Below are 17224 nucleotides of genomic sequence, written 5' to 3'. Positions count from 1 at the left end.
CACGAATATCATCAACTTAAGTACCGGCAAATTGCGACATCATTATCTTAAAGCAATGATGAATTTTTTGATTCCGTTTAAAGTCCTGATCTATCGTTTGCGCACTAATGTCTAGTACTGAATATTTTTCTTTAAGTTGAGGATCCAATTTAAATTGGCGTAAGTTAGTTGAAAAATATAAAACTCCATCTGGGTTTAACAAACGCATGGCAGAATTTACCAAGGAAACATGGTCACGTTGGATATCCAAAGTATCTTCCATACGTTTGGAGTTAGAAAAACTAGGTGGATCTAAAAAAATAACATCAAAACGATCTCGTGCAACTCTCATCCATTCTCGACAATCAAACTGCACAAACTGGTGTTTGGATAAATCAATATGGTTGAGCTTGAAATTGTCTTCAGCCCAGCGTAAGTAAGTATTGGAAAGATCGACATTGGTAGTTAACGCACCCGCTAAAGCTGCATGGACGCTGGCACTCGCAGTGTAACAAAAACAATTGAGAAACCGTGTTCCTGGCTTTAATTTGGCGAAGCTTAAGCGCATTATGCGATGATCCAAAAATAAACCCGTATCCAGATAATCATATAAATTAACTTTTAATTTAGCATGGCCTTCCGTAACAACCATGATTTGATGACTTTGCCCTAGTTTTTGGTACTGCTCAGTTCCCTTTTGTTGTTTACGTTGCTTTATTACCAAATGACTAGACTCTAGTCCTAACACTTTTGGAACAACTTGCATTACTTCTAAACTACGTTTCTCTACTTTATGGGTAGGAACACTTGCAGGAGCAGCGTATTCTTGAAGTACAGCATAATCATTATATACATCAATAGCATAGGCATATTCAGGTAAATCAGCATCATAGATTCGGTAACATGAAATATGATTTTTTTTCGCCCATTTTTGCAAATGACGATAATTTTTTTCCAATCGATTGAACAGCATTTGTGCGCTTTCGGATAAAGTATGACTCATGCTCCCTTTGAGCTCGTTCGCTACGTGAATATCCAAGCAATAAAGCTTACACTCCAGTGCACCATTATATAGCGTGTATTGTTTACTGGCTCGTAGTCCCAAAGACTTAGCTAAAATCGGATTAGAAGTTAAAACTGCTGCCTGCCAACCCTGATAATGGTCATGTAAAATTTTACCCAGTTGCTGATAGAGCGGCACCAGATGTGTCGCGTCACTTAGACGTTCACCATAGGGAGGATTACATACGACTAATCCTTTTTTTGTTGAAGCCTTAGCCTCTTTTAATGCTTGCGTTTTAAACTCAACCAATGGGGCTACACCCGCACGTTCAGCATTTGCACGTGCTATGGCAATTATTTTGTTGTCCGCATCCGTGCCCAATAAGGTCAAAGGCATCGATTTAACTTGTTGCAAGGCATCTACCCGCATTTTCTCCCATAATGAGGATTGGTGCTGTGCCCAGTATTGTAAGGATTGATCCTGGCGCAACAACCCAGGAGCAATATGTGCTGCCATCATGGCTGCTTCAATAACCAAAGTACCTGCACCACAAAAAGGATCATGCAATGCATACCCTTTAGCAGCCAATTCTGGCCATTTAGCGCGCATAAGTAATGCAGCGGCGACATTTTCCTTTAATGGAGCGGCACCTGCTTTCTGGCGATATCCTCTTTGATGCAAGCTGTATCCAGTAAGATCAAAACTCACTGTGATCTCATCATTTTTCAAATAAGCGTGGATAAGAATTTGTGGTTTTTCTTTATCCACTGAAGGACGAGAATGATCTAACCGACGGAAATGATCGACGATTCCATCCTTAACTACCTGAGCACCATACATGGTATTGCGAATGTGCTCAGAAGAGCCATGGAATTCAATCGCTATTGTTTTATCGTGCGAGAAAACTGTCTGCCAATGAAACTCTGTACACAGTTGGTGCAGGGCTTGTTCATTGCCAGCGTATCCACTAAAAAGAATTAATTGCACTCGATTGGCGATTCTTGACCAAAGACATAATGCATAAAGAGTCAACAAATTAGCCTCTCCATACACTCCTTGCGGACTGACACGTGTAACCGATAGGCCTAAGGCCTTTAATTCTTCTTCTAATAAGTATTCAAGCCCGCGTGGACAGCTTATGAATAGAGAGTATTTCATTCTATGGATGACCTCAAATAGCGAAACAGTGCTTTGGCGGCGCCTGTATTTTTTTCTTTCTGCTGATCATCAATTGCTTTTTTAATGAGTTGTCTTAAATGCTGAACATCTTCCGGTTGATAGGCTTCAATAAATGCGGTTAATGCTTCCTTTCCTTCATTGAGCAAGCGGTCACGCCAATGCTCAACCTCATGAAAAGATGCGGTTACAGCACTATCTTCCTCAAGCAAACGCTCATAAGCAGCCAAAATTTCTTCATAATCAGAAGCACGCATCAGCTTACCAATTAATTGTGCTTGTCTTCTTTTGGCGCCATGACTTTTAATTGATTTTGCCTCGATAATCGCTTTGTACAAATTTTCGGAAAGAGGGAGTAAATCAAGTTTAGCCAAACTCAAGTCGATAAATTTTACACCCATTTTTTGCAAGAAATCGGCTTCTCTTTTTTTCTGTGATTTACTGACTGGTTCATCCATAGCAGGTTCTTTATTAATGCCCTATTCACTGAACGGCTGTATTTGGCGCACCTTCCGCGAAAATCCAACCGTTCCCCAAGATTCAAGCATACCCCTGAATGGTTACTTTAATCTTAAAATTAGCTAATCATACTATATACTTCACACGCCCACCAAATGAGCGTGTGACGTATCGATCATTATTCAGCTGCTACAAGAGAAGCAGGTGTTGGCGTGTGTATGTAATCTTTGCTGGGTCTGGAACGTAAATACGTACGTCCCACAGCAAAGAAATTATAAGTCAGGATGAATAATAAAAGATAATGCAGCCAGGTAATGGTTAACTCCATAAAAATAGGAATTGTAATTAGAACGCCCAAACAACCTGAAAAACTTAGAATCATGGTTTTCTTTAGAGGGATTTTATTGTGTTTTAAGAATACCAAGGTAGTTAACGGTTGTTGCATGGCCCCGGCAGTAGTCATAATTGGAAATGCAACTACTGGTGAAATATTCATTAAAAAGAGAACTCCTTGCACCATAACGAATAAACCAACCCCTACCGAGGTTAAAGCACCACAAACCACCATTGCTAAAAAGCCTACGATCAATTTCCAGGAATGCAACTCTGTGAGCTCACCACCAACAGGTAATAAACGGAACTGGTGTGAAATTAAGAGCAAAATAATTAAAGCAAAACAACAAATCATAGACAAACGAATGGCTTGCTTGCTCAAATGACTCACTACAAAACCACCAAGTAAGCCACCAGCACAAGTGCCCAAAACTAGGGTTAGAAGAGTAGTTAAATCCACATCAATCAAACCCATAAAAAATAATGATTCGATCGCGCCGGGAATAACTTGAGCACCATTATTCACAGCTGGCATTTCATCATCACGAAATGTGTTCATAAACTTTGCCAAAGCAACATTAACGGCAAAACTCCCAACACCCAAAGTATCTGCTATAAAAGCAATAACTCCACTGACACCTAATTTTAAGTACTGCATTAAAGATAAAGGCTCGGCGGGCTGACGAATGAGCTTGAACACCATCACGGCAGCACAAAGCAGGCTTAAGACCAGAATGCTTAGAGTAATAAAAAAGATGACCATTCGGCTAACAACCTAAATAAATATTGAACTGGCTATTATATACTAATTCTACTGACCAGCAAATAACATGCAGAGCAAAAAAGGTGCTTTTTGAGTTGCATAAGGACACAAATAAACCACTTTCAACTCGGTCTTGTAATCAAGGTAGCCTGGGTGAAGCGAAGCGGAACCCAGGGACGGGTGCCGACGTTTTATCTGAAACCCGGGTTACGGCTTTGCCTTCACCCAGGCTACATTTAGAAAAAAAGAGTACGATTTAACTTGCCATGCAACTTGTCGTATCCACACCGACTTGATTAAAAACTGACGCAACCATTTGTTGATCCACACTCAAATCCTTCGCAGCATAAAGCACACCACAGGCGCCTTTAATAAAGTTGGTCGTCGGCGTCCAGTATTTGCTGTTAGCAAGGATCATCATCTGATAAGCTTTTTTTATACCTATATTCTTGGCCAATAAGTAAAATGCTTTATTAAATACCCCACTCGCCGTATGCACAATGAAACTTTGTCTCTCTTGAGGGTTTGGAATACGTGATTTTGCATACGCAAGTAATTCGGGATAACTAATCGCACAATAGGCACCATGACTTTGGGCCAAATTTTTATCCAAACAATCAGCAGAACTGCCATCCGAAGAAGGGAAATCCATAAAGCGCAAGGCCTTACCAAAAGATTCGCGCACAATAGTCTCGCCAATACCCCATGTTACTGTATTGGGTTCCAGGTAAAGTTTGTTATAAAGCTGCGGAAATTTTTCCAAGAGATAAGCACGCGCTGCTTGGCCGGCCATATCAGACAAAGATTCATTAAGAGCACCAGACTGATCATGGTACTCAAGGCCTGAATGCTGCTCTGTAAAACCATGTGTGACCTCATGACCCGCTACATCCAAAGAAACTAAAGGATAAAAATCCTCGCCATCGCCAAAAGACATGAATTGTCCGTCCCAAAAAGCGTTATCATAATGTTGGCCAAAATGAACGCGCATCACTAACTGCATTGGCGTACCATTCGTATTTTGTAGTGCATTGATCCCATACCATTCTTTATACATGTCTACAATTGTTTGGCCAAAATAATATGCATCATTGGTTGGCGAAAAGGCACCATTAATGTTTTCTTCTATATTCTTGTTGCAAGAGTATTGAAAAGGGGTGGTCAAAAGATCATTCCAATCCCAAGCGGATCCCAGATTAACCAATTTTACTTTGGCGGTATCCATAATGCATTGGCTGCCATTTTGGATTACCTCCAAAAAAGGTAATCCATCTCTTCCATACCAATACTCATGAACTTTTTCATTTCCACCAGGACCGCCATCCATATAATTTTTTATATTATTCCATTGCTTGGTGATTTCACCACTTTGTGCATCGACAATAAAGAATGGCCATGCCGGCTTATTATCCCCCTGAGTTGTTTTAAATGAAACCTGATAAACCAGTTTTAATTCATTCTGTTGATCTGCTCTGATTTGTAGCTCGCTCAACTCTTCATAGGTAGGCATTTGCGAATTAAAACTAAACCAAGATTTTTTAGCTAAATCAATGGCTTGATTCGAGGTCAGCGCAGGTTGGATATTTAGTTGGATGTCATTGAGTAAATGTCCGTTTACTTGTCCATCCTCTTTGATAATCATAATTTGTGCACCAACAACTGGGATTCCTCGATACATTTGTTGATACCGCATAATTGTTTTTAAGTGTTCCTGAGTCTGATTGACTTGCTGTAATGTATTTTTTTCTGCACTTGGAGTTGCTGCAGCACGTGCTTTCACGTTAGAGGGTTTCTTGAGTGAAAATTGGTTCAAACTGCTTAATGGCGCTTGATATAAATCCAGCTCAGTTACAGCAAATGCATCATAAGTGACCAAAACAAGAGTAAAGCTCAGAAGTTTTTTTAACATAAAAATCACTCAAAAAACCTACAATGGCACCATGATGGCATGAAAATAAACAATCCACAAGTCCAATTGTGCAAATTTTTCCCTATACAATTCATTACAATCAAAATCCAATTTTTTCAAGGAATTAACTCATAGGTTGGTGATGCCCTGATGTCGCATGCACGCGTATTTCCAGTATCAGTTACAGTCACAATTGACTTCCAACTATAGTAGCGCTCAAATTAGCCACACTGAAAAGCCTCTATGTTAAACAAAGTGGTACTGGTATTCGCTCCTTTAACAATCACATTGAGCACTGTAAAGGCTACTGGGTCATTCGTAAAAAAAGAAATCGTGCACCTTGCTCCCGGAGGCAATGTAGCAGGGCAGCCATTGTTTTGCACCACAAAGGTATTAAAATTGGAATCAGTCGATGAAGCATTAATGTCCATCGCATTAATACGCGAATTATTGGTAATTAAAATAGAACCAGGTTGAGACAGGCATCCTATGCTATTTTGAGTAATCTGAATCGTACAATTTTGTAATGATGGCGAGCAGTAGCTCGCAGCATTTTTATGGTCGCCCTTAACCTGCATGATCAATGCAGCCGTGTTATTGGCTGATTGTAATGTGCTCTCTGCAGCAAATACTGGGGTGGCAACAATTAGAAAACAGAGTACGCGTAGTTTATTACCTATAGTCATCATCTATCCTTAATGAGTTGTATTATTTACACTAAATTACAATACCTTATACTCTTGCAAAAAAGATAGGCTCTGTATATGGTTGCATAACTGCGCCCAGTTAAGTATAAGGATGAATTCATGAGTCGCTCAAAATTACGATGGTTCTATTGTGTTATATTTTTAATGGTTCCAATACATTTTTTATGGGCACAAGAATCTCCTAAAATAAAGAAAAAAGCGACATTGACCATTAACTCTGGAAATACTGCGCAAAATTGCTCTAATTCATTGAAAAATTGTCTCATCCAAATTAGCCAAAACCTCACTCAGTGTCTTCCTAAGCCGGGTGCAATTACGATTACGAATAACTCCAGAATTGTAGCAAAAAACATACAAGCATCTTCTTCAGACACTAATTTTAATACCTTTGTAGTGCAAAACAATGGCTGCCCTGCTTCATTACAACCCGGACACAGCTGCACGATTTCCTTTTTTACCAATACATCAATAGCCTTTTTAACTCCAAATGTATTGGTCAAAGGGACAAATACAACTTCGACTTTTTTTGATATGCAGGCATTAGCATGTCAGGCAAGATTGACTGCCACACCAACTACAGTCAATTTAGCCTTCGGGGGTTCATCACAGAACGTCACGGTCACCAATATTGGTAATGCGAATGCGAATAATGTACAGGCTACAATAGCCTCTCCTACTCTTGGCATTATAGAAACAAATAATTGTCCTTCTGCCTTGGCGCCAAATGCTTCGTGCCAATTCAGCTTCATATCGGATTCCAGTGCAGGCAGTACTACTGCAACAATTTCTGCGAGCAACGCCTCAAACTCAGTTCCAATAACAATCAATGTCAGCCCTGCTCCAGCCACAGTAATCTCTGTTCCTGCAACCGCAGTTATTCCTGTAAGTGATTCAGCTGGAGTTAGTTTTACCGTAATGAATCTAACCAGCAATCCAGCTTATAATGTGACCGTGAATCTACCTCCTGCATGGACATCGACAGTCAGTAGCTCAACCTGCAGCGTTATTCCGGGGAATGGAACGTGTAACTTAACCCTAACTTCAAACGCTTTTGAGGCTTTTGTTGCTCAAGGTGGAATCCTCGTTAATGGAGATAACATCAGCTCGCCACCTACAATGGCATTAGCTTTTTCCGTTTCTGGTTATCTGGTCTATTCGGTGCAAAGTCCAAACATGTATGTAATACAAGATGCTGATTCAAGTTCCGTTTGGAGTGAGGATACGACGACTATTCCTGGCATCACTGAAACGTCTACTCATCCTCCTGATGCATGCAATGGCGCTACCGATGGATTTTGTAATACAACCCAGATATTTAATTTTTATGAACAAATGCAGTCCAATGCCGCTACTTTATGTTATAACATTACCTTGGACAATATCGGTCCGGTAACGGCAGGAACCTGGTATTTACCCTCAGTTTGTGAACTTGGAATATTTGATCCGAGTATACCTAACGGCAGCGATGCGGGATGTCCTAGTGGATTTCCAAATGTCGTTACTAACTTATATAGTTTAGGATTTCTGACTGACTTATCAGGCAAATATTGGAGTTCTACGGAATACAACAATGCGCCTTCTGATGCCTGGTATCAGGAATTTATAGGTAACAAGCAGAGTACTCAGGGAGCTAATGTGAGAAATGGCTCATTCGGCTCCTTACTTGTTCGCTGTGTTCGAATCATAGGCCCAGCTTAACTTACAAATGGACTTAACTTTTAAGGATAATATGATGTTTGCTAAAAAATATACCGTACTTTTCTTTAGCCTTTATACTGCATTTTCTGCCGTTCACGCAGGAATAGTAGAACGCTATGTGCAAAAACAACAAGAAGAAAAAAAACCTTTGGTTGCCGAAGAAACGATTCATCCCGCTTATTTCAAGCAATTGATCGATCATAATGATCCTGCAGTAGGTACTTTTTCACAACGTTACTACATCGATGAATCTTATGGTCCTACAGATGATTCCCCCGTGTTCTTTTATATTTGCGGTGAAGCAGCTTGTACGAAACGTGCATTAAATGGTGCAATCAGAAATTACGCCCAAAAATTTCATGCCAAACTGGTTGCCCTAGAGCATCGATATTATGGTGAGAGTTTACCCTTCAATTCACTATCAACTGAAAGCTTGCGTTTTTTAACCACAGAAGCGGCTTTAGATGATTTGGCCTATTTCCAACGCCAACTAAAAAATGAGAGAAATTGGAATGGAAAATGGGTTGCCTTTGGGGGGTCTTACCCTGGCTCTTTATCGGCTTATTATCGTTTAAAATTTCCCTATTTGGTGGTAGGCGCTTTGGCTTCGTCTGCACCCGTAATGGCGAAAGAAGATTTCGTTGAGTATGATGCGCATGTCACGCAAGTTGCCGGCTCACAATGTGCCAGTCAAATGCGCGAGGTGGTCAGTGAGATCGAAGCCAGCTTGAATGATGCAGCGAAGTGGGCGCAAATGAAATCACTATTTGATGCATCTGCGGTTGAGGATCCGGTTGACTTCTTGTACTTGATTGCAGATACCGGTGCTGCAGCGGTGCAATATGGGATGCGCGATGCATTTTGTTCCAGCTTAGCGAGCAGCCCAACACCACTGCAAGGTTATGCTGAGTTCGCAAAACAATTATATAAAGACATGCGGGTCAATGCCGTAGAGATGACAGCTCAAGGAGCCATGAGTGAAAATCCAAGTGATTATAAAGATGGCTTGGGAATGCGCCAATGGTACTATCAATCCTGTAAAGAATACGGTTATTGGCAAAACGCCCATCCCAACCCGGCTCTTTCTACCCGTTCTTCATTAATTAATCTGGATTATCATCATAAAGTATGCCAACGCTTGTTTGGCCTAACTCAACCGGTTAACACGACAGACCTCAATAATACGCTGTACTTTCCTTTAATGGATATTCTAACTTCTAAGATTTATTTCACTAATGGAGAAAACGATCCCTGGTCTACGCTGTCTTTGGCAGAAAAAAATGGCAATGCGATTAATCCTAAATTGACTTATCAATTGATTCAAGGAGCAGCTCATTGTGATGATTTACATAGTCCATCTTCACTTGACTCAGATTCTTTGAAAAACGCGCGCAAAACGATGGAGTCGTTATTAACCGAGTGGCTTAAGTAGCTCTCATCCCTAGCCCTTCTCCCACAAGTGGGAGAAGGGAATCTGTAGTGCTTGCGTGGGAGAATCTAAAAATAATCTCCCCTCTCCCGCTTGCGGGAGAGGGGCTGGGGGTGAGGGCTCTTTCTATCACTTGGGCTGAGGATGCTCACCTTCACTTTCATCTTTAGTACCACTCAAACGCTCTTTCATCATAGCTGATTTAGGTATTCGCTCTAAAGCGCCCCATTTATCCAGTGCATCGATAAAACGGGAAGGAGATAATGCGCCCACTTCGTCATTAACAGGTAATTGCAACAAAGAAGAAGGGTTTTCCGTCACCCCCTTATTTTGCAACTCCTGCATAATCTGAGTATTTAACTCCCTAACAACAGCCATAGTACAATTGCCGACAAATGGAGAGCAAATAAGGGTCACTGGACTTTTATCTTCTGCACGAAAAAGTTCTTGAGCCGAAGTATCCTGATGCACCAGCTCTTGATGAGCGGGACCTATTAGCTGTGCATCATGAATTTCACGTTGAATTATCCCAAATTTATTTTCCAACTGCTGTAGCCAATCATCACCTAAATGTTCTTTTAAAAATTCTTTTGTTTCGTCACGTTCAATTAACTTATCCAATTTAATCCGAAATTCCTCGCTATAAAGAAATTCAACCAAGTTGAATGCATCTTTTTGATTTTTTGTTTGGAAAAACATAGGCGCCCCAACTTTTGTCGCTTTAATCTCAAAAGCCATCGTCTTAAGATTAGAAGAAAGATCAAGATTTTTAGAATAACCTGACCATAATGCCCACTGAGCATCATGATAAAGCTGGGATAAAAGAGAGCTTTCCCTGATGATGCCAGATGATTCGAATACCGCTAAATCCTGAGCAAGTGATCCTAGATCAGCTAAAGCACCTAATTTGGGAGGTGTGGTTTTATCATGATCATCAAAATGAGTTTCATGCCAATATCTTGATTTAAAAGTTAGATTTCTCAGCGTCCGAATCACAGCAAATCTGATCCCAGTATCTTGCTCTTTCAGTTTTCCTAACTCCAAGATTTGCCCGTTTAAATCCATATTACCAATCGCTTTTTCTAAAAAAGCAACGACCTTCTCTTTTTCTTTACCGGTTAACTCTAAATCCTGACCAGGGTTATCTGCTGGCATTAACTTATTCAGCAAAAATAATGCATCCAGATCTTCGCTGCTAAGTCCTGTTCCTTGAATTATTTCTTCTCGTGTCATAAATCACCTGGTCAATTATATGAAAAATAACGAAGCATGATTTCTTCGACTAAGTTGTCCACAAAATTAATAAGTAAGTTAGGGAATAACTCATCATTAACATTTTCCTGAGCTTGAAAAAGCAAATACTGTTGCGCAATAAAACTTACCATCTCGCTAATGCGCTCTGGTTTTGCCAAATAAAAAAAGCAATCAGGTAAAGCCATCAGGATTTTATGGATCAATTTCTGAGCATCAACATCCGAGATACCCAAAACTAGAGATATAGCTGAACTTGATCGGTATTTACTATGCATGTTTGCTTCACAGTATTGATCTACAATCCTATAGATTTCTTTGGCAGATTGCTCTTTTCTTGGGTGCACAGGTTTTACTCCCATTCACTTGCCTTTTCTACAACCTAATAATCCAATTTTAGACCAATTTTTAGTAAAATTTCTTAATCAGTAAATTGCGATCGATCACAAAAATCAAAATCGACCACTGCGAAAATCATCCATTGCTTGTATTATTTCCTCCTGAGTATTCATTACAAAAGGTCCATGACGAGTAATAGGTTCATGAATTCTGGCGGCTGCGATCAAGATGCATTGACTTGCCGTCTCACTTTTCAAAAGCAAAACTTCCCCAGCACTAAGTTTTGCTAAAGTATCATGTTGTACTAACTGTTCTCCGATACGAACAGTTCCTGAAATAACAAGAAGGATCGCTTGATAATCATTGGGAATATGTTGTTGTATGCTCGCACCGGGCGGCAAAATAATATCGAATAATAAAGGTTGAGTGGCAATACCGGTAATTGGTGAAATGGTCCCCTTATCGGTCTGGCCAGCAATTACTTTGATTTGACCACCTGAGTCATTTGTTTCCACGGGCAACTGAGCACTTTGCATTTCTTGATAACGAGGGGCTCGCATTTTCTCTGATGCAGGTAGATTTAACCACAGCTGAAAACCATGCAATTGGCCATTGCTTGAGGGCATTTCTGAATGAATAATTCCTTTTCCGGCGGTCATCCATTGCACGTCTCCGGCAGTAATAACTCCTTTATGCCCTTTATTGTCTTCATGGGTAATACTCCCATCGAGCAAATAAGTAATTGTTTCAAAACCACGATGAGGATGAGAAGGAAACCCTGCCATATAATCCAAAGGATCAGTGCTGTTGAAATAATCGAGCAAGAGAAGAGGCTCGAAATCATTGCTTCTCTCGATACCAATATAGCGATGTAATTTCACTCCAGCACCTTCACGTACCAGGATACCTTTGATTAATCGCTCTACTTTAATTTCGCTCATGAATACACTCCATGTTAACTAACGAAAAACATTAATTTCCAGATCACTGCTATATAGCATAGTCCAAAATCTATCAGACGATATAGATATTAATCATGGCCTGAAATCATCTTTTTATCACTAAGCTCTCATGATCTACACCTAGAAACAAAAATAAACCTTGAAAATAAATTTATTGCATCATACATTCATCAATTGATCATATTGAATATTATTTAATTCTTGATCGCATTAAATAAAACAAAAGCGTAAAAAAACAACAATTAGCTCGAGGTAATGTTGATGCCTACACAAGAAGCACACGACAATTTAATTGCTGAAATAGGTCAAATAAAAACAACAGAAAAACATAAGTTGATTTTGGAGTTAATTCATCAGAAACAATACAACAAAGCTCTGCTACACGGGTGCGAAAACTGCGTCACTGAAGATACAGCCCTTACCGAGTTGTTGACTGTATTGATCAGAAGCAGAGAAGCACTTTCTTTGGATGTGAACATCAAAGAAAATGGCTTTAGCCCTATTGATTATACAATAGTGAATCAGAATTATACGCTACATTTTCTACTTGAAAAGGCAAATGCCAACGCAAACAAGCTTCTAAAGCCAGTATGGATGCAGCTGCTAAGCCAAGCTGTTTATAAAATAGCTGCTCATTCAAATGCTGAATATATGAAGGCATGCACATCGATTGATGCCTTATTTAATAAACTCCCCTTAAAAAATGAATTCCTTACCGATCAAGAAAATGCCCAATCTGATATTAAGCGGCTCATATGCCTTTTACATATAATAAGACATCTAGCGCATTATCATAAAAACTTACACGACTCTACGTTTGTTGAATGCCAACTGAGTCCCTTTGAAAGAGAAGTTCTCTATTATCAACGTATTGATTATATAAGAGAATGTATGACCAAGTTTTCTATCATTATTAGTAACTTATCCGGATCATTGCGTGGCAAATATAAGACCTTACTTGCGCCTTTAAGCTGGATAACCCTCGAACAACTTGGTGGTGCAACAGCAAAAACATCACCGAACATGATTTTTCTTCTCTCGCTAGAAAAAAAATTAACTGATTTGCATTTTGATGACGCCGAACAATCACTTTTTCAAGAAAATTCTGAGAGAGAAGAACTCATTGAAGAGGCAATCCCATCTGTATTGAGTGAACTGGATGCTTTGAATGTGTTCTTTACATCGCTTCTCACTAAAGAGCTGCAACCTACTGCCCTCACAACAGTTAGACCACTGGTTTTGCCTAATGTAAAAGCGATAACTCGTTACTTTTTAGAAACTAAATACTTAATTGATTTGCTCAATCTGGTTAACTATTTTGACCGAGAAACATATGATCAAAAAGGCGTAGATACATTCTCATCCGGCATAAAAATTTTAATTTCGACGTCATCTCCGAGTGAACAATATCGCAGAAGACTCGACCTCTCAACGAAAGCCGGACAACATGCGATGTTACGAAGATTTCAACGAATAGGTGAATTGTTAACTGGAAAAAAATCCGATTTTACGGAGTTTGATGAAACAATTGATTTTCGTGCTTTAATCGCCATACGCGATGGCATTTGCCACCAAGATGAAGGAAATAATAAATTTATTATCGATAACTTGCTAAAGGATAAAGGCAGGCTGGAAAAAATGGCTACAGTAGAAATGTACAGCCTATTCGTAAGAGTTATGAAGTTTATTGAAGCACGTCAAAAAATCTATGGCACCTATAAAGAGGATCCCAAGAATTATTGGGCACGCGTATTAAAAGCGGAACAAGAACGTTTTCAAGTAGCCCAAGAAAAAGCGAAAGGTAAAGAAGAGGTTGTTGTCGAAGCTTCTGAACGAAGAATATCTCAACAAGAAGAAGATGAATTTTTTACACTATTTAATGGTTTACTCAAACAAGGGTTAGTTACTATTCCCGATCAACAAGAAATCATTACAGAGTGTCGTGCACTTTTTGATGGGACAACGGACGTACCTAATAAAAAAAGGTTAGGTGAAATAGTACAACCTTTCGCTAAACTCAAAAAAACGGAGCATGAATCACACTATAAAAGAATGGCGCAAATACTCCTGAATGTCGCCGCAAAACCACGAACCACAGAGGCGGAACGACAACAGAAACGTATGCAAGAAAAGGCTACAGCAAATTTACGTAAATTGAAAAGAGAAAACGTTTTTGTTGGATTAGACCATATGCGTCAACTTGCCAGACAATTTACTGCTCCTCCGGCTCTTGAGCATACGCTTACTCCATTGAAAAGGGTCAATGCCGCTATTGAAGCCTTAAGCAACATGCACGAATTTTTGGAGGAATGTGGGTATCTTATTCACGGGCAGCCTCAAAAAAATATGCAAGAATGTGATTTATATCATGCCAGGCATGGACAACCTGATCTCGTGCAACTGTTAGTTTCTAACCATCAATTAAGTGATGCGCTGGAATATAATGCCGGTCAACTCTTACAGCATCTTGATACGATTAAAGGGTATACTGAAGCCCAAGTTTCAAAGTACTTGACTGTACGCTATGAATCATTAAGAAATTTGAGAAATTATATAGAGCATGGGGATCCTTTAACAGAAACCCAAGACTTTGATTTAAATAAAGATTCGCCTTCTGCATTTCACCATCAAAAGGTACTGGCACCGAAAATTATTGAACTGATTTTTGAATTATTACCTGATTTGCTCCAGATAAAAGAGGCAATGACAAGAAATCGTACTCTGCAAGCACCACCCGGTTCTGCCCCAGTGGGTGCTGTTGCAACAGAAAAAACAGAATCTTCTGGAACACCAGAATCTGCTAAAAAACTATCTGTATTAGTTAGTAAAAGTATTTTTAATCATTCTACAGCTGCGATGGAAGCAGAAGACTCTCCATCCGCAGCCTATGATACTTTAGGCTACGCATAGCAAAGCAAAACCGGTAAGCCTGAGAATACTCAGGCTAAGGTTCCTGTGTACATTGTCTCAACAAGAGACTATCGATAGTTTCCACATAAACTACTCTTAATTTCATTTATGGAATAACCCAGCCTATTTTTTGAACAAAAATTTCCCTGTGCTATGATCAAATAAGAAACAGTTAAACTAAATTTAATTATTTATGCTTGAAATATACCACGAGGATCCAAATCATGAAGGGTAAAGTCAGCCAGTTAAGTCGAACTCCATTAGGCCAAACCATTCTAGGGGAAGTGAGTCACAGCAGTGGCATAGGGACAATTTTTAGCAGTAAACTACCTCAAATACCAAAGTTTGAAGGTATCCCCGTAACAAGGGAAAAGACAGGTTATACGCAGCTGCTGGGTAGTTTATCCCCTGATAAGGATCTACGTCATCGAGGGATGGCAGGTTTTGCCGAACCAGAAAGTATTGCAAGACATGGTAAATTTGGTAAGGGGAATTATGAGCAGAGAAATCCTTCATTAAATATCGCTAAATTTATAGAGAAACCAAAGAGTAGATTGCTTCTATCGACCTCACCTGATCCACATACCGTTAGAGAATACATGGTGGGATATCAGCTTATTAAAGCGAAAGGAGCCATTGCAACAATAGGCATGCCCGCTGTAATTCTTCATCCACAAGTAGTAAGTCTTATCGATGTGGAGCACTTTAAACATTACCAAGATATTATCGACGAACAATTAAAATTGGGGAACCGAACACGAAGTGAGGATATTTTTGATCTCGCTCAGGGAAACAATGAAACAACTGCCGTCTTGGGCGCTACACCAGAAGATGAGTGGCACCCAACACTCAGACATCTTCATACGTTAAAACTTGTCAAAAACGCTTCTGGACGAATATTGCAGGGTTTTACAAAAACCGAGGGAGAAACATTTGATGTTGTAACCATTACAAATCCAGACTTTTGCAAAAATTTAATGTCGTTAGAGCTTTTCACAACAGCTTCTGGTAAGGGAGCGATGTTTGGCAAATATCTTGATAGAATGAACAAGCGTGCACAAGAATTGGGATTAATAACAGATGACCGTAGAATTTTAACGATGGACGATGTTTGTGCTCTGATGAGGTCCTCTCAATATCAAGAGCTCTTAGATAATTTCACAACGACTGGCAAAACCAAAGTATTGGGAGGTGTCCCTAAGGATATTCCTATTGGTGCTGTTGAACCGCTTTTGGAGTATGTAACACATGAAGCTGAATTAATTCCTGGAAAAATACCAATCCCACCGACAACTGTTGATAGCTCACTGCATCTATAAACATAATTATTCGACAAAAGTCCTTTTCTAAGCCTCCAGCACATTGGGGGCTTAAAAAATTTCATCATACAGCCTATAAAACCAATCCATTCAGCCTATTTTTTAAACATAAATTTCTCTGCTATGATTAAACTGTGAGCAATTTAACTAAAATATTTGCATCGGCTTAAAATAAGACCGGAGGGCCAAATTATGTTAGGCAAATCAACTCGAGTTGTTACCCCATACCGTAAAGTGCTTCATCATCTTGTTACAAACCCTGGCGGAGTAGGAAAACTTTTTGGACCTCTCAAAACACCCCATGTGGAGGGTATGCATCATGTATCTGTTAAAAAAGCAAGGTTAGAGTTCCCTGCGTTATTAAACAGTTTGCCAAGCAAGAAAGATAGGGTACATCGTGGGATGTCAGGATTTAAAGAAGTAGCAAACATCGCGTTAGATGGGAGATTTGGTGCTGGTGTCTATGCCAAAAGACCTTTTATTTTAGATATTGCTCAGTTTATACACAACCCTAAGAGTTCTGCTTTGCTTTCGACCTCACCTGATCCACACACCGTTAAAGAATACATGGTAGGATTTCAGATTGTCAGAGCAGATGGAGCAATTGCAAGCACGTGTTTGCCCCCTGTAAGTATTCTTCCACAAGTGGCAAGACATATTGATGTTGCGGCATTTCAATATTATCAAAATCTACTTAATGGGCAGCAAGAACCTGGAGAGTTTAGAAGGGTTGAGGACATTTTTGATCTTGCTCAGGGAAATAATGAAACAACGGTAATTTTAGGAGCCAAACAGGAAGATGACTGGCGCCCAAGAGTTGATACAGATCTTCAGAGCATCGTCATTGTGCAGGGAGCTGCTGGGCGTTTCTTGAAAGGATTTATTAAAGCCGAAACACTAGATACCATATTACCCTGGCGTCTAAAAGTTGATTATTCCCATGCAGCATATTTAGTCTCATTTTTCTTAAAAAAATTCATAATTTTA

At 39.7% G+C, this 17224-nt stretch carries 12 protein-coding genes and 1 pseudogene; 5 read left to right on the top strand and 8 right to left on the bottom strand.

Annotated elements, in window-relative coordinates; genetic code table 11:
- Positions 1-16: 16 nt before the first annotated feature.
- From rlmKL to Lstg_RS17210, 5 genes are all read right to left on the bottom strand, one after another.
- Positions 17-2140 carry a bifunctional 23S rRNA (guanine(2069)-N(7))-methyltransferase RlmK/23S rRNA (guanine(2445)-N(2))-methyltransferase RlmL gene (gene rlmKL, locus Lstg_RS17230; RefSeq protein ID WP_058478851.1) on the bottom strand — a complete coding sequence of 708 codons (2124 nt, stop codon included), beginning with the start codon at positions 2138-2140 and terminating at the stop codon, positions 17-19.
- The gene (yjgA, locus tag Lstg_RS17225) at positions 2137-2616 is read right to left on the bottom strand and encodes a ribosome biogenesis factor YjgA (RefSeq protein WP_058478850.1); all 480 of its coding nucleotides are present in this window, start codon (positions 2614-2616) and stop codon (positions 2137-2139) included. The genes rlmKL and yjgA overlap by 4 nt, the downstream gene beginning before the upstream one ends.
- Before the next feature lie 179 nt (positions 2617-2795).
- On the bottom strand, positions 2796-3713 hold the full coding sequence (locus Lstg_RS17220; RefSeq protein ID WP_058478849.1) for a TSUP family transporter: 918 nt from the start codon (positions 3711-3713) through the stop codon (positions 2796-2798).
- A 256-nt stretch (positions 3714-3969) separates the two neighbouring features.
- On the bottom strand, positions 3970-5622 hold the full coding sequence (locus Lstg_RS17215) for a M4 family metallopeptidase (protein ID WP_058478848.1): 1653 nt from the start codon (positions 5620-5622) through the stop codon (positions 3970-3972).
- Between the two features lie 221 nt (positions 5623-5843).
- Complete coding sequence (locus Lstg_RS17210; protein ID WP_133129213.1) at positions 5844-6311, bottom strand: hypothetical protein; 468 nt, start codon at positions 6309-6311, stop codon at positions 5844-5846.
- 117 nt (positions 6312-6428) lie between these two features.
- Between Lstg_RS17210 and Lstg_RS17205 the strand changes: the two genes are divergently transcribed.
- On the top strand, positions 6429-8027 hold the full coding sequence (locus Lstg_RS17205) for a DUF1566 domain-containing protein (protein ID WP_058478846.1): 1599 nt from the start codon (positions 6429-6431) through the stop codon (positions 8025-8027).
- Positions 8028-8058: 31 nt separating this feature from the next.
- A complete protein-coding gene (locus Lstg_RS17200) occupies positions 8059-9459 on the top strand; it encodes a S28 family serine protease (protein WP_115324513.1) in 1401 nt (466 codons plus the stop codon).
- Positions 9460-9585: 126 nt separating this feature from the next.
- Here Lstg_RS17200 and Lstg_RS17195 read toward each other — a convergent pair whose 3' ends face one another.
- The 3 genes from Lstg_RS17195 to Lstg_RS17185 form a co-directional block, all read right to left on the bottom strand.
- The gene (locus Lstg_RS17195; RefSeq protein WP_065235628.1) at positions 9586-10689 is read right to left on the bottom strand and encodes a hypothetical protein; all 1104 of its coding nucleotides are present in this window, start codon (positions 10687-10689) and stop codon (positions 9586-9588) included.
- An 11-nt stretch (positions 10690-10700) separates the two neighbouring features.
- The gene (locus tag Lstg_RS17190) at positions 10701-11069 is read right to left on the bottom strand and encodes a hypothetical protein (RefSeq protein WP_238585478.1); all 369 of its coding nucleotides are present in this window, start codon (positions 11067-11069) and stop codon (positions 10701-10703) included.
- A 90-nt stretch (positions 11070-11159) separates the two neighbouring features.
- Positions 11160-11987 (bottom strand): pirin family protein, encoded by an 828-nt coding sequence (locus tag Lstg_RS17185; protein ID WP_058478844.1) that lies wholly within the window; start codon positions 11985-11987, stop codon positions 11160-11162.
- Between the two features lie 282 nt (positions 11988-12269).
- Here Lstg_RS17185 and Lstg_RS17180 point away from each other — a divergent pair, with 282 nt between their 5' ends.
- The 3 genes and pseudogenes from Lstg_RS17180 to Lstg_RS17170 all read left to right on the top strand — a co-directional run.
- Positions 12270-14918 (top strand): hypothetical protein, encoded by a 2649-nt coding sequence (locus Lstg_RS17180; RefSeq protein ID WP_058478843.1) that lies wholly within the window; start codon positions 12270-12272, stop codon positions 14916-14918.
- A 224-nt stretch (positions 14919-15142) separates the two neighbouring features.
- The gene (locus Lstg_RS17175) at positions 15143-16237 is read left to right on the top strand and encodes a hypothetical protein (RefSeq protein ID WP_058478842.1); all 1095 of its coding nucleotides are present in this window, start codon (positions 15143-15145) and stop codon (positions 16235-16237) included.
- A 192-nt stretch (positions 16238-16429) separates the two neighbouring features.
- Positions 16430-17224 (top strand): annotated as a pseudogene (locus Lstg_RS17170) (hypothetical protein); the annotation flags it as partial.

Origin of the sequence: Legionella steigerwaltii (assembly GCF_001468065.1) — a bacterium.
Classification (GTDB): domain Bacteria; phylum Pseudomonadota; class Gammaproteobacteria; order Legionellales; family Legionellaceae; genus Legionella; species Legionella steigerwaltii.
The sequence above is the reverse complement of the archived record's forward strand: the minus strand, read 5'-3'. Positions and strand labels throughout refer to the sequence as shown.

Excerpts from the sequence above, each read along its gene's own strand:
- Lstg_RS17180 (WP_058478843.1), top strand. The coding sequence starts at position 12,270 with ATGCCTACACAAGAAGCACACGACAATTTAATTGCTGAAATAGGTCAA.
- rlmKL (WP_058478851.1), bottom strand. The coding sequence starts at position 2,140 with ATGAAATACTCTCTATTCATAAGCTGTCCACGCGGGCTTGAATACTTA.
- Lstg_RS17185 (WP_058478844.1), bottom strand. The coding sequence starts at position 11,987 with ATGAGCGAAATTAAAGTAGAGCGATTAATCAAAGGTATCCTGGTACGT.
- Lstg_RS17215 (WP_058478848.1), bottom strand. The coding sequence starts at position 5,622 with ATGTTAAAAAAACTTCTGAGCTTTACTCTTGTTTTGGTCACTTATGAT.
- Lstg_RS17200 (WP_115324513.1), top strand. The coding sequence starts at position 8,059 with ATGATGTTTGCTAAAAAATATACCGTACTTTTCTTTAGCCTTTATACT.
- Lstg_RS17205 (WP_058478846.1), top strand. The coding sequence starts at position 6,429 with ATGAGTCGCTCAAAATTACGATGGTTCTATTGTGTTATATTTTTAATG.
- Lstg_RS17210 (WP_133129213.1), bottom strand. The coding sequence starts at position 6,311 with ATGATGACTATAGGTAATAAACTACGCGTACTCTGTTTTCTAATTGTT.
- Lstg_RS17190 (WP_238585478.1), bottom strand. The coding sequence starts at position 11,069 with ATGGGAGTAAAACCTGTGCACCCAAGAAAAGAGCAATCTGCCAAAGAA.
- Lstg_RS17220 (WP_058478849.1), bottom strand. The coding sequence starts at position 3,713 with ATGGTCATCTTTTTTATTACTCTAAGCATTCTGGTCTTAAGCCTGCTT.
- Lstg_RS17195 (WP_065235628.1), bottom strand. The coding sequence starts at position 10,689 with ATGACACGAGAAGAAATAATTCAAGGAACAGGACTTAGCAGCGAAGAT.
- yjgA (WP_058478850.1), bottom strand. The coding sequence starts at position 2,616 with ATGGATGAACCAGTCAGTAAATCACAGAAAAAAAGAGAAGCCGATTTC.
- Lstg_RS17175 (WP_058478842.1), top strand. The coding sequence starts at position 15,143 with ATGAAGGGTAAAGTCAGCCAGTTAAGTCGAACTCCATTAGGCCAAACC.